Source organism: Zooshikella ganghwensis DSM 15267 (assembly GCF_000428585.1).
GTDB classification, from domain to species: Bacteria; Pseudomonadota; Gammaproteobacteria; order Pseudomonadales; family Zooshikellaceae; genus Zooshikella; species Zooshikella ganghwensis.
On sequence record NZ_AUAF01000054.1, the window covers coordinates 1 to 18914 of the forward strand.

General features: G+C 41.7%; 13 protein-coding genes. 7 read left to right on the forward strand and 6 right to left on the reverse strand.

Going from position 1 to position 18914, the window contains the following annotated elements; genetic code table 11:
• Positions 1–434: 434 nt before the first annotated feature.
• The 6 genes from F607_RS0113020 (at position 435) to F607_RS0113050 (ending at position 3856) form a co-directional block, all read left to right on the forward strand.
• The gene (locus tag F607_RS0113020; protein ID WP_027708436.1) at positions 435–779 is read left to right on the forward strand and encodes a hypothetical protein; all 345 of its coding nucleotides are present in this window, start codon (positions 435–437) and stop codon (positions 777–779) included.
• Positions 780–859: 80 nt separating this feature from the next.
• Positions 860–1306 (forward strand): hypothetical protein, encoded by a 447-nt coding sequence (locus tag F607_RS0113025; protein ID WP_027708437.1) that lies wholly within the window; start codon positions 860–862, stop codon positions 1304–1306.
• Positions 1307–1946: 640 nt separating this feature from the next.
• The gene (locus F607_RS0113035; RefSeq protein ID WP_027708438.1) at positions 1947–2426 is read left to right on the forward strand and encodes a hypothetical protein; all 480 of its coding nucleotides are present in this window, start codon (positions 1947–1949) and stop codon (positions 2424–2426) included.
• A gap of 71 nt (positions 2427–2497) precedes the next feature.
• A complete protein-coding gene (locus F607_RS0113040; RefSeq protein WP_027708439.1) occupies positions 2498–2917 on the forward strand; it encodes a hypothetical protein in 420 nt (139 codons plus the stop codon).
• Positions 2907–3278, forward strand: a complete 372-nt coding sequence (locus F607_RS0113045) for a hypothetical protein (protein WP_027708440.1) — start codon at positions 2907–2909, stop codon at positions 3276–3278. The genes F607_RS0113040 and F607_RS0113045 overlap by 11 nt, the downstream gene beginning before the upstream one ends.
• Positions 3279–3562: 284 nt before the next feature.
• A complete protein-coding gene (locus tag F607_RS0113050) occupies positions 3563–3856 on the forward strand; it encodes a cyclic-phosphate processing receiver domain-containing protein (RefSeq protein WP_027708441.1) in 294 nt (97 codons plus the stop codon).
• Between the two features lie 27 nt (positions 3857–3883).
• Here the strand turns inward: F607_RS0113050 and F607_RS0113055 are convergent, their stop codons facing one another.
• From F607_RS0113055 to F607_RS32850, 6 genes are all read right to left on the reverse strand, one after another.
• On the reverse strand, positions 3884–4195 hold the full coding sequence (locus F607_RS0113055) for a hypothetical protein (RefSeq protein WP_027708442.1): 312 nt from the start codon (positions 4193–4195) through the stop codon (positions 3884–3886).
• A gap of 106 nt (positions 4196–4301) precedes the next feature.
• Positions 4302–4847 carry a CPCC family cysteine-rich protein gene (locus F607_RS29610; RefSeq protein ID WP_051311453.1) on the reverse strand — a complete coding sequence of 182 codons (546 nt, stop codon included), beginning with the start codon at positions 4845–4847 and terminating at the stop codon, positions 4302–4304.
• Positions 4848–5024: 177 nt separating this feature from the next.
• The gene (locus F607_RS0113065; protein WP_157365465.1) at positions 5025–5516 is read right to left on the reverse strand and encodes a hypothetical protein; all 492 of its coding nucleotides are present in this window, start codon (positions 5514–5516) and stop codon (positions 5025–5027) included.
• 198 nt (positions 5517–5714) lie between these two features.
• A complete protein-coding gene (locus tag F607_RS0113070) occupies positions 5715–6275 on the reverse strand; it encodes a hypothetical protein (RefSeq protein WP_027708444.1) in 561 nt (186 codons plus the stop codon).
• Complete coding sequence (locus F607_RS0113075) at positions 6272–11626, reverse strand: RHS repeat-associated core domain-containing protein (protein WP_027708445.1); 5355 nt, start codon at positions 11624–11626, stop codon at positions 6272–6274. The genes F607_RS0113070 and F607_RS0113075 overlap by 4 nt, the downstream gene beginning before the upstream one ends.
• A gap of 133 nt (positions 11627–11759) precedes the next feature.
• Positions 11760–16475, reverse strand: a complete 4716-nt coding sequence (locus F607_RS32850; protein ID WP_051311454.1) for a hypothetical protein — start codon at positions 16473–16475, stop codon at positions 11760–11762.
• 746 nt (positions 16476–17221) lie between these two features.
• Here F607_RS32850 and tnpC point away from each other — a divergent pair.
• Complete coding sequence (tnpC, locus tag F607_RS32855; protein ID WP_051311455.1) at positions 17222–18892, forward strand: IS66 family transposase; 1671 nt, start codon at positions 17222–17224, stop codon at positions 18890–18892.
• Positions 18893–18914: the final 22 nt, after the last annotated feature.

Below are 18914 nucleotides of genomic sequence, written 5' to 3' on the forward strand. Positions count from 1 at the left end.
TCTTTTCTTTCTTTTGATACGCGCTTCACTCATCATTCACCTGCGCCCCTTTCTTTAGATTTTTACTTCAGGTGAGGCGACAACTATCCTGACATAAGGGGATAAGCAATTACTGTCTATTCTCCCAGAAAAACAGGCCATAGTTCTATCGAATGGATTGAAACGCCAACCATATCAAGTCCTCCTTGAAGATGGAGAGGAGTTTAGCTTTGGGGCAGCATCGAAATTAACTGGAGAAATATATCATAATCCTCAAGAGTCATATTTACCGTTTAGGGTTGTTGAGTTCATGCCATACAGAGATTTAACTGGTGAGTATCAAGAACCCTAACAATGCCATAAACTCGGACGTCAAAAAGCTGCGCCGCTCGTGCCTCGCTCTGCAGCTTTTTGCCTCCGGTTATGCCTGATGTTAGCTGTCTCCAGAGAATTCGATGACTTATATTGATGAGTTAAATAGTACGAGAACGTGGGATTACCTTATTGATAGATATGACCAAACTACGGAGACATTAATTATCCAAGGTAGTCATGACTTTATGCATGGCATTTCAGTGACTATAAAACTTACTGAAGTCTTATATTTGGATTGCCCATTCGACTTTAGCCATGCTGAGTTTAGAGAAATTACTGAACGTGAAGAGCAAGAACTCAGCAAGCGTCTTGGCAATATTTCCAAAATGGGAGTTAAACTCTGTATTCGAGCAGAACCTATGGGCGCAATAGGAGAATCAGACTTCTTTATATTGGCAGGAGGTATAGAGGTTGAACGCGAATAGCACAGCTAACAAGGCGCTGATGTTGGACAAATTTTCCGCTGCGCTCCAAATTTGCCGCAGAGCGCGGCGTTAAATTCCATATGAATATCGAAACATTACACAAGCTTTCAGAAGAATATGCCAAAGAAGGACTTTATAGAGGTTCGTTTGAAAACTTGTCAGTAACGATTTATCGCCAGATTGACTACGCAAATAATGTGCTTCTTGTTGAGTCTGATGAAAATGTAGGGGATGAAATCCTTACTATTTATTCAATCCATGAAGAAGCGACCCATTGCCTATATTGGTCAAATAAATCTGTAGGTAAATTTATTAAGTCTATAGAGCTATCAGCCTTTCCAGTTAAGGATTTCATGGCTCTATATAAATCGCATTTCAGAGGCAGTAAAATATTTGAGCAAATAGATTCTACTCAAATAGAAAGTGTGTACTCCTTTTCCTGTCCTGCATATGACGACTGGTGCGGGGAATTCTTTATAAAATCCAGTGGAAAGAAATATGTTCTTCTATGGGATTATAGTGACTAAAAATTTAACAAGGCCAGGCACAATCGCCCCTTCGGGGCTGGACCTCCGCACTGTGTGCACCGGCTTGTGCTGGCGGCGTTAAATTCAACCTAGCTCCTAGGAATTAAAATGGAAAGAAAGAAGTATGAATTAGAGTGGAGCTTACTCCAAAATCAGTTTTAAAGCTACGAGAAGCACTCTCTGTATATAAAACTAATCAGTATCTTGGTCTTATTGTTATCTGAGGTAGCAAGTACAAATACTGCAGTGGTATTCTTTATCTTGTTGTTGCTATGGCTGCAGGATTCAATCTGGAAGACCTTCCAATCTCGAATAGAACCAAGGCTATTGCAGATAGAGAAGAACATTCGAGAAGGAACCGAGGGATGCGAGTTTCAATTCAACAGTGAATATCAAAAAATAGAAAATAGCGGTATTGGCAAAATTTGTGAATACACTAAGCAAGCAATGCGTCCAACTGTAGCATTTCCCCATGTGGTATTGGTCATTTTATTTATAGGTCGTTGTATAGGAGGGTGAAAAATTTAATTGGGTAAGAGCTGGTATCTCCCAAGCTCACCGGATACCACTAACCATAATGCTTACAATGATGTTAGGTTTTATGTCAGAGTGGCGTTTATAAATAGTTAGGTGAATTGATATGTGGTTTCCTGTTGCGTTCCATGATCAAAATGCAAGACGAAAAGGCTTACGTGAAGCCTTTGAAGCACAGTTATCACAATACAAACATTATTTGTTGGTTGAAGATGGTTTAACCACTGAAAACGAAATTGAAATGAACCAATCTGTAGCAAATGAAATTGCAACAAAGCTTGATAGTTGCAGTATCTCATATATAGGTGCCCGTCACATGCTGCCAGTAGCACCGTTTACTGCTTTCTCAAGTGCTCCTGAACTGGGAATTGCTCGGTTAGAGTACCTAATAGATTATGGTGAGTTGCCGACTAAGAAAGGGGGCAAGAAATGGATGACTAATGCCCTAGCATCGATATTAGTGGTACTCTTCAAAGAGAACCAAAATATAAGGCAAGTTGCATTACCTTTAGAGCTAAAAGAAGAAGACTTTGGTGAATTTAAAATACAAAGAACCAATGGTGTGTTTCATGCTGTTCGTACATAATAAGCGCATGTTATCGGGCTTGCGATCCAAACTAGCTGTAAATGCAGACGTTAGCTATCAAGGATGTACAGATGTTTTTGAAACGAAAAATTGAATATGTAAATGAATATAAAGATCCCGATGAGGTGAAAGTATATTCTATCTCCTTTACTGGAAAGAAAGTTGATGTATCTAAGTATGTTGCAAGGCTTGCTGAGATTAAGAGTGAAAAAGGTCTAGATTGGAATTCAGTTCCAGCGTATGCAATATTTCACGATGGTGAAGAAAGAGAGTATCTAATTTTTTGCTGGTGGTTAAACGGTAATGAGCTATTTCACAGTGTATCAGTAAAAGAAGATTCGGGGTGGGTAGAGGATGCAAGTAAATACTCTTTTTGTGTCTATGATCTAGAGATAATGTGGGCTGAGCGTAACTTTTATATTCAAGCTGTTGATTGTGCAAGCCCATCCATAAAAGGTTATAGGAAGTTAGTGTACAAAAATGGCAATTAGTAAAAAAAACAGAAGAACATTGATCCACAAAGGTATTGAATATCTTTGGTGGATAATTGATGAATTTGATCCATATACTGGAGATTCATTATTGGTGACTGTGGCATCTGAGGACAAAAAGTTTATTGTAAAATATTATATTAATCAGGCTCACAATGGACGACGCTTTTTGACGGTGATTGGTCCAGAATTTTCTTGCGATACAATAACTGGCGGAGTTTGGAAAAGGTTTGCATGCCCAAAGTTTGAGGAAGAAAGGATATTTAAACCAAAGAGCGTTGTAGAATTAATAGACTGGTGCTTGGATCCAAAACTAAATAAGGTCGAAGTTGATTCTCTAGGAAAAGAGGTAAGTCAATAGCCCCATCTTTCGATTAAAAAGCAATCAATCTTCCCTGACGTCACATCCAAAGGGTTTTCCTATCACAGACTGTATATTTTGATTGAAGTTTGCGCTAGAGGTTGCCCAACTAGGTCACACGATTACATAAATCATACGGTTTACTGTGTCCTCTCGGTAACCGTGTGGTTCCCAAAAACTTCAATGACATACGTTTTGAGAGTACACTAAACGCTTACCAACACATACTCACCAAGGGGACACGTATTGTATTATTGCAAGCCTGAGTTTTGGGTAGTACAACCATGAAAGTTTATCTTGATGACGAGCGTTCAGCTCCACCTGGTTGGGTACAGGTCAGATGGCCTGATGAAGCCATTACTCTTCTCAAAAGTGGCTGTGTTAATGAAATAAGCCTTGATCATGACTTAGGAGATGACGACAAAGGCACTGGTTATGATGTTATTTTATGGATTGAGAAAGCAGTTGCCACCCAAGGCTTCATACCACCAAAAATTACAGTTCATTCATCTAACTCATCTGCACGGATCAAAATGGAGTTAGGAATTAAAAATATCCTCAGGCTACAAAACAGATAAGCCTGAGGATATTTCCTTTAAGCCATCCTATAGCTCTATATCCCAAACAGTATCCGCATATTTCCCTATTACATAGATTAACCCCTCATCTAGTGTATTAGCATCTGTTTTAATATTAATATCATTTAGAGGGCGACCAAATATCAAAAAAGAATATTTTCCATTATCACTCGGGTCATTTCTTTCCCCGTCAAACTTTATTATAAATATTGCACCATCTTCTCTAATTTTCTCTATTAAAGGTAAAATGCTATCAATACCTGTCCAGTTGTCATCTATACAACTAATGCCTAGGTTAGATGCAATTTTAATAATGTCGTTTTTCGTATAATTTTGCATAATCAGAATCCCCTTAAAGCTTTAGCAATATCTTCAACCGTAGACAAGTGATCACTCCTGTTTGAGTCAGCCACTCTATTTATAATGCCTTTTAATTTATTTCCTCTCAGCTTTGCCATTTATTTACTTTGCAAGAGGGTGTTTTTTTATTCAGTTTTTCTCTGTACTCGTTTATTGAGCCTCTATTTGCACTACTTATTTTACTTATGTCAGTTGTTCCATCATCCTCCCACCCACAGTGTGGGCAAATACAGTAACCAGTACCTTCCTTTGCGTCATATAGCTCTCTTAATGTCTTAAGTTTGCAACATGGACATGGTTCTAGTCGTTCAACTCTACCATCAACTTTGCATTGTATTCGTTTGTACTTGTCCATTTCATACTCTAAAAATTCATTTGATACTCCTAAGTATTCATACGTTATAGCTATTTCTAGTAGTTCATCATACCTGGGATCTGAATAGGGGAAGGTAGGCTCGTCATTTTCACTTAGCTCCTCCCTAAGCTCTTTTGACAGTAGATAAAATTCCTTATCATCTTCATCTATATCCCACCAATTAAGAAGCACAGACTCCCTCTCTAGAGGGAGCAGCAGGCTTATTTTTTTCTCTGTGATTAATTTAATTGCATCTTTTCTATTAACTTTTTTCATCACTGTCTATTAGTTTGCTTCTTTTTAGCCGTTTCAATTGCTTCTTGGAAGGCATCTTCTGAACGGCCATCAGCTTTGTAAAATGATCTTATCGTGCCCCCTCGGTAACCATGTGTATATAAAATTAAAACATCGTTTTTATTCTCGAGGTGGGGGTAGCTAAAATTTATTTATATATTACAGATTAATAATGTTGTTGATATTGTTTTGCTTTAAAAAAACGTCTTTCAGCTTACTGTCTCCAATTTTTATTCCAAATAAGTTTTTAGGATCAAAAAAAATGCATTGCTTATTACCCAAAACAACTTCCATTGCATCACAGGCTAGTGATTTATCATAGAATAGTGGCTCATAAAGAGCCACAGATGATATATAGTTTTCAGCCAAGGTATTATCAAAATAGATGTTTGCAGCTGAATACTTACAAAATGACATATCTTCTTCTATGTCAAAATCAAAGCTAAAGTCAACATCACTGTTAAAGTTTACCTTTAACTTTGAATACTGTTCTACAGACTCAAGCTTTAAAAATAATTTATTGACTTCTAAAAAAATATGAGTATGAAAGGTTGTTATTTCACCTATATCCTCTTCAAAATCAATGACACCAACATGAATGATATCTTTAAGTTGCATGCCTATTATCGAGCTTAATTGGCTTTTCTTCATTCGTGCTTTTCAAATAACTAAGTATTTAACGGGATTATGGAACTTTTCCACCAAAATGATGCTAACCTTCCGCTTTATAATTTTTGTGATCTATGCCTAGAAACTAATATGTTTAAATCTTTACCCTCTCCGTAGCGCTGTGTTAAATAAAACTAACATCTATACACGCTAATAAAGAGGGTAAAACTAACCTAAAGCTTATGCATTGTAGGTTTGTATCACTTCCTCATTCAGTTTTTTTAGATAGTTATACCTTTGTGTTTTTGAGTAATTACTATTAATAATTAAGAGAGTTTTTAAATATTTATTGATAGCATCAACTACAGCCCTAAAAAAAGAATTCAAACTTACTGTTAGGTATAAATCATCCTTCTTCACTAAGTCTTGTGAATAACCAAGAATCATAGGCTTAGAAATATTTTCACCACCCTTTAAAATATTTATACTTAATGAACTCTTCCCAGTTAACTCAAATCCAAGCCAAGAATCAGTTTTTTCAATATCTTTAATTGCTATATGATGACTGCTTAGAATATTGATTAACATTTTACAAAGAAATTCTAGCCATATTGCAATCAAACACTCCCCCTCCTCTCCATCATAAAGAGGGTTATTATGATAGTAACCATAAGTGAAACTATCTCCTTTTATTTCAAAAAATCCCTCTGGATCACCTTGCCTGTTCAGCTCATCAACGGCTAAAGTTGACAGGTAATTTGTATCATCAACTATCCGGAAATTAAGTTCACAGTCTCTCATAGATCAAAGTCATCCAATGTGTATTTTTTGTGACCATATGCTGTCGAAAAGCCACCCTCTTCATTAACAAAAACTGATATTTTTTCTCCGTTTACTGTTGTCGTATAAGTATCGTTTTTAATTCCTTTTCTTAATGCTTCATTATAAACCTGGGTTGCAGCATCAGTAACTTGCTCATTTGACCACTCTTTAGGGAAAAAGCCTGTATCAATTTTTTCATTAGCTGCAGCTTCTCCTTTATTCCTCAATACATGAGGTAACTGTTTTGCTACTTCACCATAAATGTGCTTTCTAATATGTCTCAACCCAGACTTACTAATCTCAACTTGAGAACCAGCCCCTTGATTATCACTCGTATTTGAATTTGATGGCGTCCAAGTATTACCAGCCCCAAAGCCACCACTGCTATCGCCTGCATCCACTTCACCACTGTTACCAAAACCACCACTAGTGTCACCAGCATCGACTTCACCAGAGCTACCAAAGCCATCATTGCCACCATCAACTTCGCCACTACTATCTGGAAAAGCCTCATTGGGAGAGTCAATTAATGGAGGAATGAGTTCTTCTAAATCCTCAAATAGTTTTCCTGCAGCTATTCGATAGCGGATATACCCCATTCCCAAATCTATAAGTAAATCTTTTTGAAAATCTCTATATAGCTCATTGGGTGATGAAATATCTTCTTTTCCAGGATTCTCAATCCACGTATCTGGATTAATGGGGTCATGGCCACCACCATCTCCACCATTATTTGCAGCCGCCCCAGTGAGTATACCCGTGACAATTTTAGCCCATTCCCATAGGAAGCCTCCTATACCTGATGATGTAGAAAGGCTTGGACATGAATTACCATTATCGAATTTATTCCCTACCGCATCCTGAATACGCTCCATAAAGCTGCTGCCGGTATAGCCTGGATTCAGGTAGGGACTAAAATTACGCGGTGTTGAGGTACTTGGACCAAACAGGTTATTACCAATCAGTCCCCAGTGGTCCACCTGGTTAATGGGATCACTTTTGACGTATTGATAGAGGTTGATGCCACCACTTTCCCCTGAAGGGTCTCGGGTTAACCAAACGCGATCCTGAGTGATGTAGTAACGATACCCAAAGTAGCTGAAGCCTAATGCGTCATCATAACGTTTGGTGGCATAACGGTAAGGTTGGTTAAGGGTGCCATTACTGGCAGTGAGTTCACCATAAGGCGAATAATCATAGGCGGCCACCAGTTCATTTTGCTGATTGACAACACCAATGACATTACCGCGTGGATTATAGAGATAATAATAATGAGCATTACTTTCTGTTAGGCTCAGTAGGCCACCAATACCACCGCCGTTATGCGCGCCCCAAACATATTCACGGGTAATGGTATTGTCTGCATTTCGCTCCTGCAGCACTAACCGATTGTGTCGTATTAATCGGGTCGTTTGTTTGAGGTCACCACCAACATAAACCTGAATTTCACCTAATAAATGGTCTGCACCATAGCGGTAACGTCGTTCATGAGCAGTACCTGCTTTATCAGTCCAGTTAATGGTACTTAAGCGGTTTTCTGCATCATAGGTAGCCGTAAAGGTATAACCAGCTTTGGTACGACCTGTTGTGCGGTTTCCATCCTTGTAATGAACAGGATCAACAGCATGCTTACCATTAATATCCGTTAGCTGGTTCAGTTCATTAAAGGCACTGGTTTCAAGTTGTTCTTCTTCAATTTCAGCCTCTAAAGGGGTTTCATATTCCTCTTTGGCTAATAAGTCTTGTGCATTATATGTCAGCTTGAAATACGCCAGTGTGGCTTCTTTGCCTTTATGGTGGCTAATTAAGTCCAGGCGATTCACATTGTCATAGTGATATTGCGTGACCAAATTGCTTGGAAAAACCAGCTGACGGGGTTGAGGGCTGACACCTTGATAGCGGTAAATAAATCGCTGATCACCGGCTTCAATAACACTTAACCGTCCTAACTGATCAAAATACCGCGCAACGCTTTGACCTTTACTGGGCACAATTTTATGCAATACCCCTGAACTGTCGTATTCATAGGTCAGGGTGTCATCGTCCCAAGGTCCATCAATCGAAGCAAGTTTGCCGGTTGTGGCATAGGTGTATTTGTGGGTACCTAAACCATCGCTGACTTGGGTAACCTGACCCTGCGCGTTGTAGGTGTAAGTGACATCCGGTGTGTCATCGGCATAGTCAATTTTGGTCAAGCGTTGTTGAGCATCATACTCATAGGTCGTTTTAATGCCTCGTGCATTGGTTCGGGTTTTGACTTTGCCTTTGTCATAGGTGTATTGAATCTTGCTGCCATCGGCAAATACCTTGGCGGTCAGCTGATCGGCTTTATTAAACTCAAAGCGCGTTGCATTGCGATTAGCATCAATCAGGGTGATCAGGTTGCCATTAGCATCGTACTCAAATTGCGTCGCGGTACCTTCAGGAGAAATGATCTTGGTCAGCTGCTTGGCAGCATCATATTCATAACGATAGGTGCGTCCACCACGATCCGTTTCACTGGTCACCAGTCGTGGACACTGTCCATACGTGGTGGTGGTTTGTTTGCCATCAGCATAGGTAACAACGGTCGCAGAATCTAAGCCGTTATACGAAAATGTCTGAACCGCGCCTGTTTCATCAGTAATTGATTTAACACGGCCAATGTCATCATAGGTATATTGTTTGGTGGTTTCACCATTGAAGGTAATGGATGTTAACTGGTATTGGCCGTTGTATTGATATTCCCAGCGTTGTTGCTCACCCACCTGCATACTGGTCAATTGACCATAACTGTTGTACGTCAGTTGGGTTTCACGACCCGTGACGTCTTTAATGGTGGTAGGGTTATGCTGAGCATCATACTGCAGCTCTATGGTGCCCTGAGGCGTGGTGATTTGGGTGACATCCTTGCCATTGTCCGCATACTGGTAACTGACTTTTTGGCCTAAGGCATTGGTCAGTTCAGTGATTTTACCTTGGCTGTTTTTAGGGAAACTCGAGCCTTTGCCGTTAATTTGGCGGCCAATTTTCTCACCGGTTTTACTGTCGTATTGATATTCAATGACGCGGCCATCAGGGTAGCTGATGGTTTTTATACGGCCTTTGCTGTCTGACTTGGTGAAAAAGGTATAACTCGTTTTCGTGGCCGATTTGTAGTTATTGGTATTGCTGTCTTTGTACTCGACATAGTTATTGGGGCTGACATACCAGGCGGTGCCATGATAACCGTCGTAGTAATATTCCTCTTTGTTGCCATTAGGATCGGTAATGGTAATGCGGTAGTTATCCCACATGGCCGTACCAGGAGGGTTATAAGCAACAGAGCCATTGTTAATACCATCAGCGGCTTCAATGCGGAAGCCCCATTTACCCAATGGGTTTTCGACTGAGGTAACATACTTGGCCTCATCGTAACTGACCTTAGTCCAGTAACCCCCCATATCTGTCAGCTGGATCAGGTTACGGTCCTCATCATAGGCAAACACCGCTTTGCGGCCAAAAGGATCAGCGACTTCAGTGACTAAGCCTGCGTCGTTATAGGTCAAGGTGGTGGTCTGTCCTAGCGCATCAGTGATGGTAGCCAGCTTGACCTGGGCGTTATAGGCAAAGCTTAACTGCTGGCCATAAGGGTCTTTAATCGCCACCAGGAAAGGTTGCATGGAGTCAGTCCCGGCAGGCAGGTTATATTCATACACCTGGCCAGAAGGCAGTGTCAGCTCAAAGTGATGTTCACTGTGGCGGAGCAGTTGGTTATACACGCCATAAGGGGCGGTGTAGCTGCCATCGTCTTTACGCACATAGACATGACGTGCCCCATCAGGCATAAACACGGTGACCGCTTTACCGGGGTCGACCACCAGGTATGAGCCGTAGTTAAAGCTCCACTTGTTACCAAAGGGTTCATTCTGTGCAATGGCGGATTGTGCGTTGTAATTCAGTTGCAGACTCACTGCAGGACCAATGGCCGGCTTGTACCACAGGGGAATATCCTTCATGAACAGGTTCATATTCGCCATGTTCACTTTCCAGATCGGCGCGCCCTGTGCACAGTCTTCCTCATCAGGCTCACCGTTGTCTGGTTCACCTAAGTTACTTTCTGGCCGTTGGACACCACAGCAACCGCCATAAATATCAGCCATTTGGCTGTCATTGAGGGCAAGGCCAGGCAGGCTTTCAGTGTGACCACCAAACACCAGGGTATGACCACCCCATTCCCGGTCAAATTCGGCGAGGGTTTGTTCAAAACGACGGCCCATTTGCGGGTCATGCAGGGTCACCCCTTCCGCAGTGACTTTTTCCAGAATCCAGTAGTGTCCGGTGCTATTACCGGAACGATCAATTTGCACCACCGCTGGCAGAGGGATGTGGCTTAGGTCACCAATGGCCAACTGACGGGCATTCACTTGATAACCATGTTCTGCCGCCAGGTCCGTTAAGTCAGCAATACTATGGCCTTGTAAACTGGTCGCTTGCTCTGCGAGTACGGCTTTCGCAGATTCCGCTTTGCCATCCTGCTCCAACATATGCGCTAAAGCACGGGTACCACAGTCCAGTAGGGCTAAACGGTTGGCTTTTTGCTGAGACAGCCGCATGATCCAGCCCGAGGCATAGGTCCGTAAGCGCCAGTCCACACTGTTCTGTTGCAGGTCTGAAAACAGTTTCAGGGCTTCGTCCAGGTTATTTTCCAGGACATTAAGTACCGCTAAGCGACTGACCGCTTTATCCCCTAACCATTTGGCCCCGACATAGGATTGGCTACGGTAACGATCGATGACCTCTAAAAAGGTGGATTTGGCTTCGTTATAGCGACCATTAAACCGTGCTTCACAGCCCATATGTAAAATGGCTTCACCGGTCCAGGGGCTGTTGGGATAGCGGGCTTTGTATTGATCAAACAGCTGATAGGCTTCTTTATAATCGTGCCGGTTCCAGGCTTGAATCGCCGTACCGAAATCCTGAAACATCGCCGCAATTTCATCATCCTGATTCAATGAACGCTTACGACGTCGCGACCGTTGTGGTTGTTCATCTGCCACCTTATCCGCCGATGCCGCTTCACGATAAAGTTCAGCGCTCATGCTCATCGCCGCAGGTGCACTACCCACTTTAGAAGACACATCCAAAGCACTGGTCGGTACCAATTGACCACCCAATTGCCCCGCTTGCATTAATTCTTCACGGGTTGGCGTACGACTTAAATCCAACGGTTTTACCGTGGGTTTTACTAATAATTCGTCCGGTGGAGTCTGCGCGCTGTGCCCAATACCTGGCAAAAACGCTAATGCCGAAAATACACCGGCTTTCATCCACATGGGCCAGTGGGATTTAACGGGAGGGGTTTTACTCATTATTATCCTCAACTACGACAACTACCGTTAATTCATAAATAAAAATTAACGCGAGAAAAAATTAAAAAATAAATTAAATAAAAATCGATAACGTAGTGCTGTCAAAAGACAGCACTGAGTTATTTATTGAAGATCAAAAATATTGAAGATCAAAAAACCAGGTTGGTTTATCATCTCGAGGGTTGGTGCCTGCATGGTATTCATCAAGATCGCTAACACCATCTTCATCAGAATCCTGACTTAAATCTGCATCTAACCTTGAAAAATAATAGTATTCCCAACCATCCGCGACAGAATCACTATCGGTATCAGGCAATACTGGTATGATGATGTTATCCAGTTCCACATAGCCTTCAGGCTCTGCTCCATCGAAAGGCTGTTCCACTTCAAACTTAATTGTGTGTAAGCCTGCAGGTATTTTTACCGAAAAAATTTCATTAAAGGGAGTGTCATAATAGCCTCGCCACCTTTTCTCCATTTTATTATCAATGAATAGTTTGAGTGTACTATTGCCATACTTGGTAAGCTCAAATAAAAGGACGCCTGGTTGAGTTAGGTTGATTTTTGTTTTTACAGAGGCTTTTTCCCCTTTATTTAAACTGGGTCCAAGCCAAACTTTACTTTCATCTTCAAGTCCTGTTGAAAGTTCCAAGCGATCTTGCCAACCAATAGTAAATAGGCTATGACCTGAATGAGCCCAATAGTAACCTCGTGTTGAGTCATCTTCGAAGTCGATTAAAATACGGCGATACTGGCTATTATCTTGTGGATCAGTATGCGTAATATACTCCTCAATATTAAGTGCACCGTCTTTGTCAGCATCATCCATGGCATCCTGAATTGTAGGCTTTAAGTGGTGAGTTGCTTCCCATAGATCAGGCATATTGTCTTCATCAAAGTCAGCAGTTGGAGAGTAGTTTTCTGTACTTAAAACATAATCAGAAAAATTATCTACGCCATTATTATTGCTGTCTTGGGCCGCATCAGAGATCAATGGTTGAGTATGATTTTTAACTTCCCAATTATCAGGCATGCCATCATTATCAGTGTCGTTAGCTTTAGGGTTGGTGCCTGCATGGTATTCATCAAGATCAGTAATGCCATCCTGATCCGTATCCAAGGTGGCATCATAAGTTTTAAAGTCAGTGTCTAACGACCCAAAGTACGTGTATTCCCAGCCATCGACGACACCATCTTGGTCATGGTCCACTTGACCTGGAATAGATAAATTATCAATCCAAATAGCATTTTCAGCCCTATAATCCATATCGTAATATTGCGCAATGTAGCGCCACGTTAACTTATGACGACCTTCAGGCACTAAAAACTCTGCATGAAGATAGTCTGTCGTGCCACTCCACTCACCTACTACTTCACCATCAATATAAAAGTGCAACACTTCACCATATTTATATGAACTGGCTGCCACATCAAATGATACTAAACCACCCAGTGAATGTATCACAGTTGATACTTTCATCTCTTGGCCACTCTTAATCCCTGTTGCTGACCAAGCCGTGCTATTGTCTGTGCCTTTACCTTCCGCTCGTTCCCAGCGAGCATCCCCTTCGTAATGCCAGAAATAGCCCCCTAGCGTATCATCCTCAAAATCAATTAATACCTTTGATGCACCACTACTGCTGTCGTCTTGTGGGTCTGTCCCTGCAATATATTCTTCTTCATTTAAACTACCATCGTTATCTGCATCCTCTTTGTTGTCTACAACAACAGGATTTAAACCATTAGCAGCCTCCCAACGATCAGGCATACCATCTTTATCGGTATCAATATCAGCAGGGTAGTCTTCAACACTTAAGATATATTCTAATAAGTTGTTTTGACCATCACTGTCAGCATCACCACTTGCATCAGAGACAAGCGCACTGGAACCATGGGCTAACTCCCATCCATCTGGCATACCGTCCTTATCGGTATCTTTCGCTTTAGGATTCGTTAAGGCTTTGGCTTCATTAATATCCGTTACACCATCCTGATCCGTATCCAAGGTGGCATCATAAGTTTTAAAGTCAGTGTCTAACGACCCAAAGTACGTGTATTCCCAGCCATCGACGACACCATCTTGGTCATGGTCCACTTGACCCGGAATAGACAAATTATCAATCCAAGCAGAGCCATCTTCACGAGGAGGATAATTTTTCTTGAAGACCCATTCCAGTTCATGGTGACCTGCTGGCAGTAAAAACTCCGCATGATGGTAGCCTGTTGTACCATTCCACTGACCCACTATCTCTCCATCAATGGAAAAATAGAGCAGACCAGCAACGCTTGCATCAAATGACAATAAACCACCCTGTGAATATATAATGGTTGATACTGCTCTGTATTGAAAATGCCCCGTCCCTGTTGACCAAGCCGTGCTATTGTCTGTGCCTTTACCTTCCGCTCGTTCCCAGCGAGCATCCCCTTCATAACGCCAGAAATAGCCCCCTAGCGTATCATCCTCAAAATCAATTAATATCTTTGATGCACCACTACTGCTGTCATCTTGTGGGTCTGTCCCTGCAATATATTCTTCTTCATTTAAACTACCATCGTTATCTGCATCCTCTTTGTTGTCTACAACAATAGGATTTAAACGGTTAGCAACTTCCCAGACATCGGGCATACCATCCTTATCAGTATCTTTCGCTTTAGGGTTAGTGAAAGCTTTGGCTTCATCAAGATCGGTCACGCCATCCTGATCCGTATCTAAGGTGGCATCATAGGTTTTAAAGTCGGTGTCTAGTGAATCAAAGTAGGTGTATTCCCAGGCATCTATAACACCATCATTATCGGAGTCTGGAAGTCCAGGGATAACTAAATTATCAATCCAAACTGTGTCCTCTCGAACAGCATCACTTTCTTTTTGATAGACCCATCTCAGCTCATGGCGACCAGCCGTCACTAAAAACTCGGCATGGTGGTAGTCTTTCCTACCACTCCACTCACCGACTTTTTGTCCATCAATATGAAAGCTTAACTCATCATAGCTATCAGTGCGGGTTGCTACATCAAACGATACTAAACCACCCTCTGCGTTTACAACCGTTGAAAACGCCATATATCCGCGAACCCCAATCCCGGTTGCGGCCTGGGCCGTACTCCCGTCTTTCCCCTTTTCTGCTTGGCGCTGCCATTGGTTGTCGCCCTCATAACGCCAGGAATAACCACCTAACGTATCGTCCTCAAAATCAATTAATGTTTTTGATGCGACACTACTACTGTCTTGTGGATCGGTACCTGCAACATATTCCTCTTCATTTAATCTATCATCACTATCGGCATCCTCTTTATTGTCTTTGACCGCAGGATTTAGGCCGTGGGCGACTTCCCAACTATCTGGCATACCATCTTTATCGGTATCAATATCCGTAGGGTAATCTTCAACACTTAATAAATAGTCTGATAAATTATTTTGGCCATTACTGTCGATATCCCCATTATTATCTACAACCAATGGATTTAAGCGATTAGTAATCTCCCACCCATCGGGCATACCATCTTTATCGGTATCCTTAGCGTTAGGATTGGTTAAGCCTTTTGCTTCATCAAGATCGGTCACGCCATCCTGATCGGTATCTAAGGTGGCATCATAGGTTTTAAAGTCGGTGTCTAGTGAATCAAAGTACGTGTATTCCCAGTCATCAGCAACACCATCGTTATCAGAGTCAGGGAGTGCGGGTATAACTAAGTTATCCAGCCAAATCGAGTTCTCTCCTCGAACAGCATCACTTTCTTTTTGATAGACCCATTTCAGTTCATGATGACCAGCGGTCACTAAAAACTCGACATGACGGTAGTTTTTCCTACCACTCCATTCACCGACTTTCTCACCATCGATATAAAAGCGCAGCCAATGACTATTTTCCGAACTGGTCGCCACATCAAACGACACTAGACCACCCGCTGAGTATACGGTAGTTGAAATCGCCACTTGCTGGTCATCAACAATTTTTGTGGTCGCTAGCGCCGTACCCCTGCCTTTCCCTTTACCTTCTGCTCGCTCCCAGCGAGAAGAGCCTTGATAATGCCAGTAATAATCCCCTAGATAGTCGATTTCAAAGTCTAACCATTGAAACACCCCGGTCTTAGCCATTTCAGACTTCAAGCCTTGATTATCAATAGCTACAACGCTCCATTGATAACCAGTATTGGGTTTAATAGTGGTTGTTAATTCAATACTGGTATTCGTTATATTTTCAGCAATGAGTTCTAAAGGTTTACCCACCTCAGATAAATAAACATCATACGCTACGATCTTAACGTTTGGATCAGGGTCCTGTTCAGGCAATTTCCAACTCAGCGTATTTTTATGTTTATCAAAAGCCACTAATACGGGTTTATTGGGGGGATTATTTAAGGTCGTTAATTCAACGGTTTCGGTTTCCGCTATTACTTGGTTATGGTGATCTCTAGCCATCACCTTCCAAAAATACTTGGTCTTTGGTTTTAAATATTCTGCTTCAATTTCCGACAAAGTAAGATTTTTTTTATAAATACTGGGCGGATTTTTTTCCCCAAAATATAAATCATATAAAACCGGTGAAGTAGTTTCATCAATATCCCAACTAAAGGTTGGATGGGCTGGATTAATCGGTTTATTAAGTTCTTCTGAATAGGTAATTTCTAGCTCAGGTGCTGTGTAGCTTGACTGTTGTGGAAGAGTATACTTAATCAGTGGATTACCCACACTATCGTACACATAATCATGGGATGCGAGGTTATTCTTCAATGAGTTTGTTAAACGCGCATTCTGGTCATAGTGGTAGGTTTTTATGGCGGCTTGTATCGGTGGCACCAAACAGACGGCAGGTACCAGAAGACAGTAGGCAAGCTTTGTTGTTTTCATTGACATCCCAATAAACTACTGATGCATTCATGCACAACTACAAATTGGTCGAGTATTTTAATGAGATGTACATTCTATGTCACTGGTGAAATATTTCATTTTTTTGATGTAATACAAAATAGATAGGATTAAACCACCTTTAAATTGTACTGTCGTATTTTTAGTGACAAATAATCACAAATTTTAACTATATACGGCAGTTAATTTACATCGGTTGACGTAGTACTTAAATTTCACCCCTGCGATTTTGACACTATAGTATTTAGTACCTATCAGAATAATGGTAGGCATTCAGCATGGCTTAATTTATACACACCCTATAACCAAGCCATGGTACTTTCTGATGACCGTCATTGAATTTGTTCATCGCCACCCTATGCACGATCTTCCTGTAGAACGCGTAGTACTAAAGTACACCAATTCGCGCATTTTACCGCTATACTCTTGATGAGCCCATTTGATGAATATGACTGGGGTCTATTTTATCAAATGCAGCACAGCGAAAGTGGGGGTTCTCATTTAACCTACACACCTGCTTCAAGGCCGCTTGAAGCAGTCTTTTTTTAGTTCACACTGACTGAAAATTATTCTCAAAAATATCCATTTACTAAGCGATCGTTCTATTTCTATAGAATAAAAGTTGACTATTAACATTACTTACAAAATTCATCGGCAATCGCGGCTATTCATCGATAAAACAGGTTCAGTACGATGAGGAAATAAATTAACTGTCGTATCGTGCTGTAATGAAATCACCCAAGATAGAAACCTTATCCCCTGAAGCCTATCAGGACCTCCAGCAGGCGATTACAACCTCATCGCTAAACCAGGACCATCAAACCCTCATCATGGGCGTGTTGGACCTTTGTTTGTGGCTGCAGCAAAAACTCACTTTCTCAAAAATCAGCATTAATACCCTGAAAAAAGTGTTTGCGATACAAACAGAGAAACGTCATCGACCTCAGCCCGAAGCTGATCCAGACATAACATCAACAGCAACCATTGAGGCAGCTAATGATCATCGTGACGCACAGTTGTTGCCTACCAGTACTGATGATGGCACCAAAACTGCTCAACAACCGCTTAAAACTAAAGGTCATGGACGTATTGCAGCAGATGCCTATACCGCCGCAAAAACCATTGTCCTGAATCATCCTGACTATAACACAGGTGATCCTTGTCCTTTACAGTGTGGTGGCCGCCTTTATCAATTGAAGACACCAGGTGTATTTATTCGTATTGAAGGGGGACAGCTGTTTGAAGCCTATCGCTATGAACAGCAACGCTTACGCTGTGCAATCTGTGGTGAAGTCTTTAAAGCTTCGCTACCACCAGGCATTATCGATAAATACGACGAGCGCAGTAAAGCCATGATCGCAGTATTAAAGTATCAGTTAGGGTTGCCCTTATACCGGTTAGCCCAATGGCAGCGGCAAACCGGCGTGCCATTACCCGATACCACGCAATGGGAACGATGTGTGGAAGTGTATCAAGCCATCCTGCCAATCTACCATCTGTTGGTCTATTACCTGGCACAAAGCCCCTGTATTTATCAGGACGATACCTGGGCACGGATTCTCTCGGTGAAAACCCAAAAAGAACATGATCCCCAACGCCCTGACCGTAAAGGTACCTACACCACAGCACTGGTGGGTGACTATAGTAATCATCCTCTCTATATCTTTATCACCAGTCTGAACCATGCCGGTGAAAACTTAAGTGAGGTTTTAGCACAACGGGATGAGTCCTTACCCCCTGTCATGCAAGCCTGCGATGCGTTAAAGAGCAATCAGGTGGATGATGCTTTTACCACGATTATTTGCCATTGCCTGGTGCATGGCAGGCGTAAGTTTATCGATTTAGAAAGCTATTATCCTGACCAAGCCACAAGGGTTCTGGATACCATCAGTGCCGTCTACGCCCACGAAGACAAGTGCCAACAGGCTAACTTATCTCCCCAAGATCGACTGAAGTATCATCAGGAGCACAGTGGGCCATTGATGGCCGCTCTCAAAGCCTGGATGGAACAGCAAATAGCTGAACGTAAAGCGGAACCCAATAGCCCTTTAGGCAAAAGCTACCACTATTGGTTAAAGCATTGGCAAACGCTAACACGTTTTTTAACCCATGAAGGTGTGCCCTTGGATACTAATCGCGTCGAACGGGCGTTAAAGTTAGCCATTCGAGTACGCAATAATAGCCTGTTTTATAAAACGCTTAATGGCGGTCATGTAGGGAGTGTTCTCATGTCGGTCATTCATACGGCACTACACAATGGGATTAATCCCATTGATTATTTAACCGATCTACAAATCCATGCGCAATACGTTAAACAATCACCTAAACAATGGTTACCCTGGTGTTATCAGGAAACCTTAAATTCGATGAATAATCCCCAGGAGGATTTAGCGGCTTAATAAAAAAATAAATTAAATTAAT

Coding starts and splice junctions, on each gene's coding strand:
- F607_RS0113020 (WP_027708436.1), top strand. CDS start 435: ATGACTTATATTGATGAGTTAAATAGTACGAGAACGTGGGATTACCTT.
- F607_RS0113025 (WP_027708437.1), top strand. CDS start 860: ATGAATATCGAAACATTACACAAGCTTTCAGAAGAATATGCCAAAGAA.
- F607_RS0113035 (WP_027708438.1), top strand. CDS start 1,947: ATGTGGTTTCCTGTTGCGTTCCATGATCAAAATGCAAGACGAAAAGGC.
- F607_RS0113040 (WP_027708439.1), top strand. CDS start 2,498: ATGTTTTTGAAACGAAAAATTGAATATGTAAATGAATATAAAGATCCC.
- F607_RS0113045 (WP_027708440.1), top strand. CDS start 2,907: ATGGCAATTAGTAAAAAAAACAGAAGAACATTGATCCACAAAGGTATT.
- F607_RS0113050 (WP_027708441.1), top strand. CDS start 3,563: ATGAAAGTTTATCTTGATGACGAGCGTTCAGCTCCACCTGGTTGGGTA.
- F607_RS0113055 (WP_027708442.1), bottom strand. CDS start 4,195: ATGCAAAATTATACGAAAAACGACATTATTAAAATTGCATCTAACCTA.
- F607_RS29610 (WP_051311453.1), bottom strand. CDS start 4,847: ATGAAAAAAGTTAATAGAAAAGATGCAATTAAATTAATCACAGAGAAA.
- F607_RS0113065 (WP_157365465.1), bottom strand. CDS start 5,516: ATGAAGAAAAGCCAATTAAGCTCGATAATAGGCATGCAACTTAAAGAT.
- F607_RS0113070 (WP_027708444.1), bottom strand. CDS start 6,275: ATGAGAGACTGTGAACTTAATTTCCGGATAGTTGATGATACAAATTAC.
- F607_RS0113075 (WP_027708445.1), bottom strand. CDS start 11,626: ATGAGTAAAACCCCTCCCGTTAAATCCCACTGGCCCATGTGGATGAAA.
- F607_RS32850 (WP_051311454.1), bottom strand. CDS start 16,475: ATGAAAACAACAAAGCTTGCCTACTGTCTTCTGGTACCTGCCGTCTGT.
- tnpC (WP_051311455.1), top strand. CDS start 17,222: ATGAAATCACCCAAGATAGAAACCTTATCCCCTGAAGCCTATCAGGAC.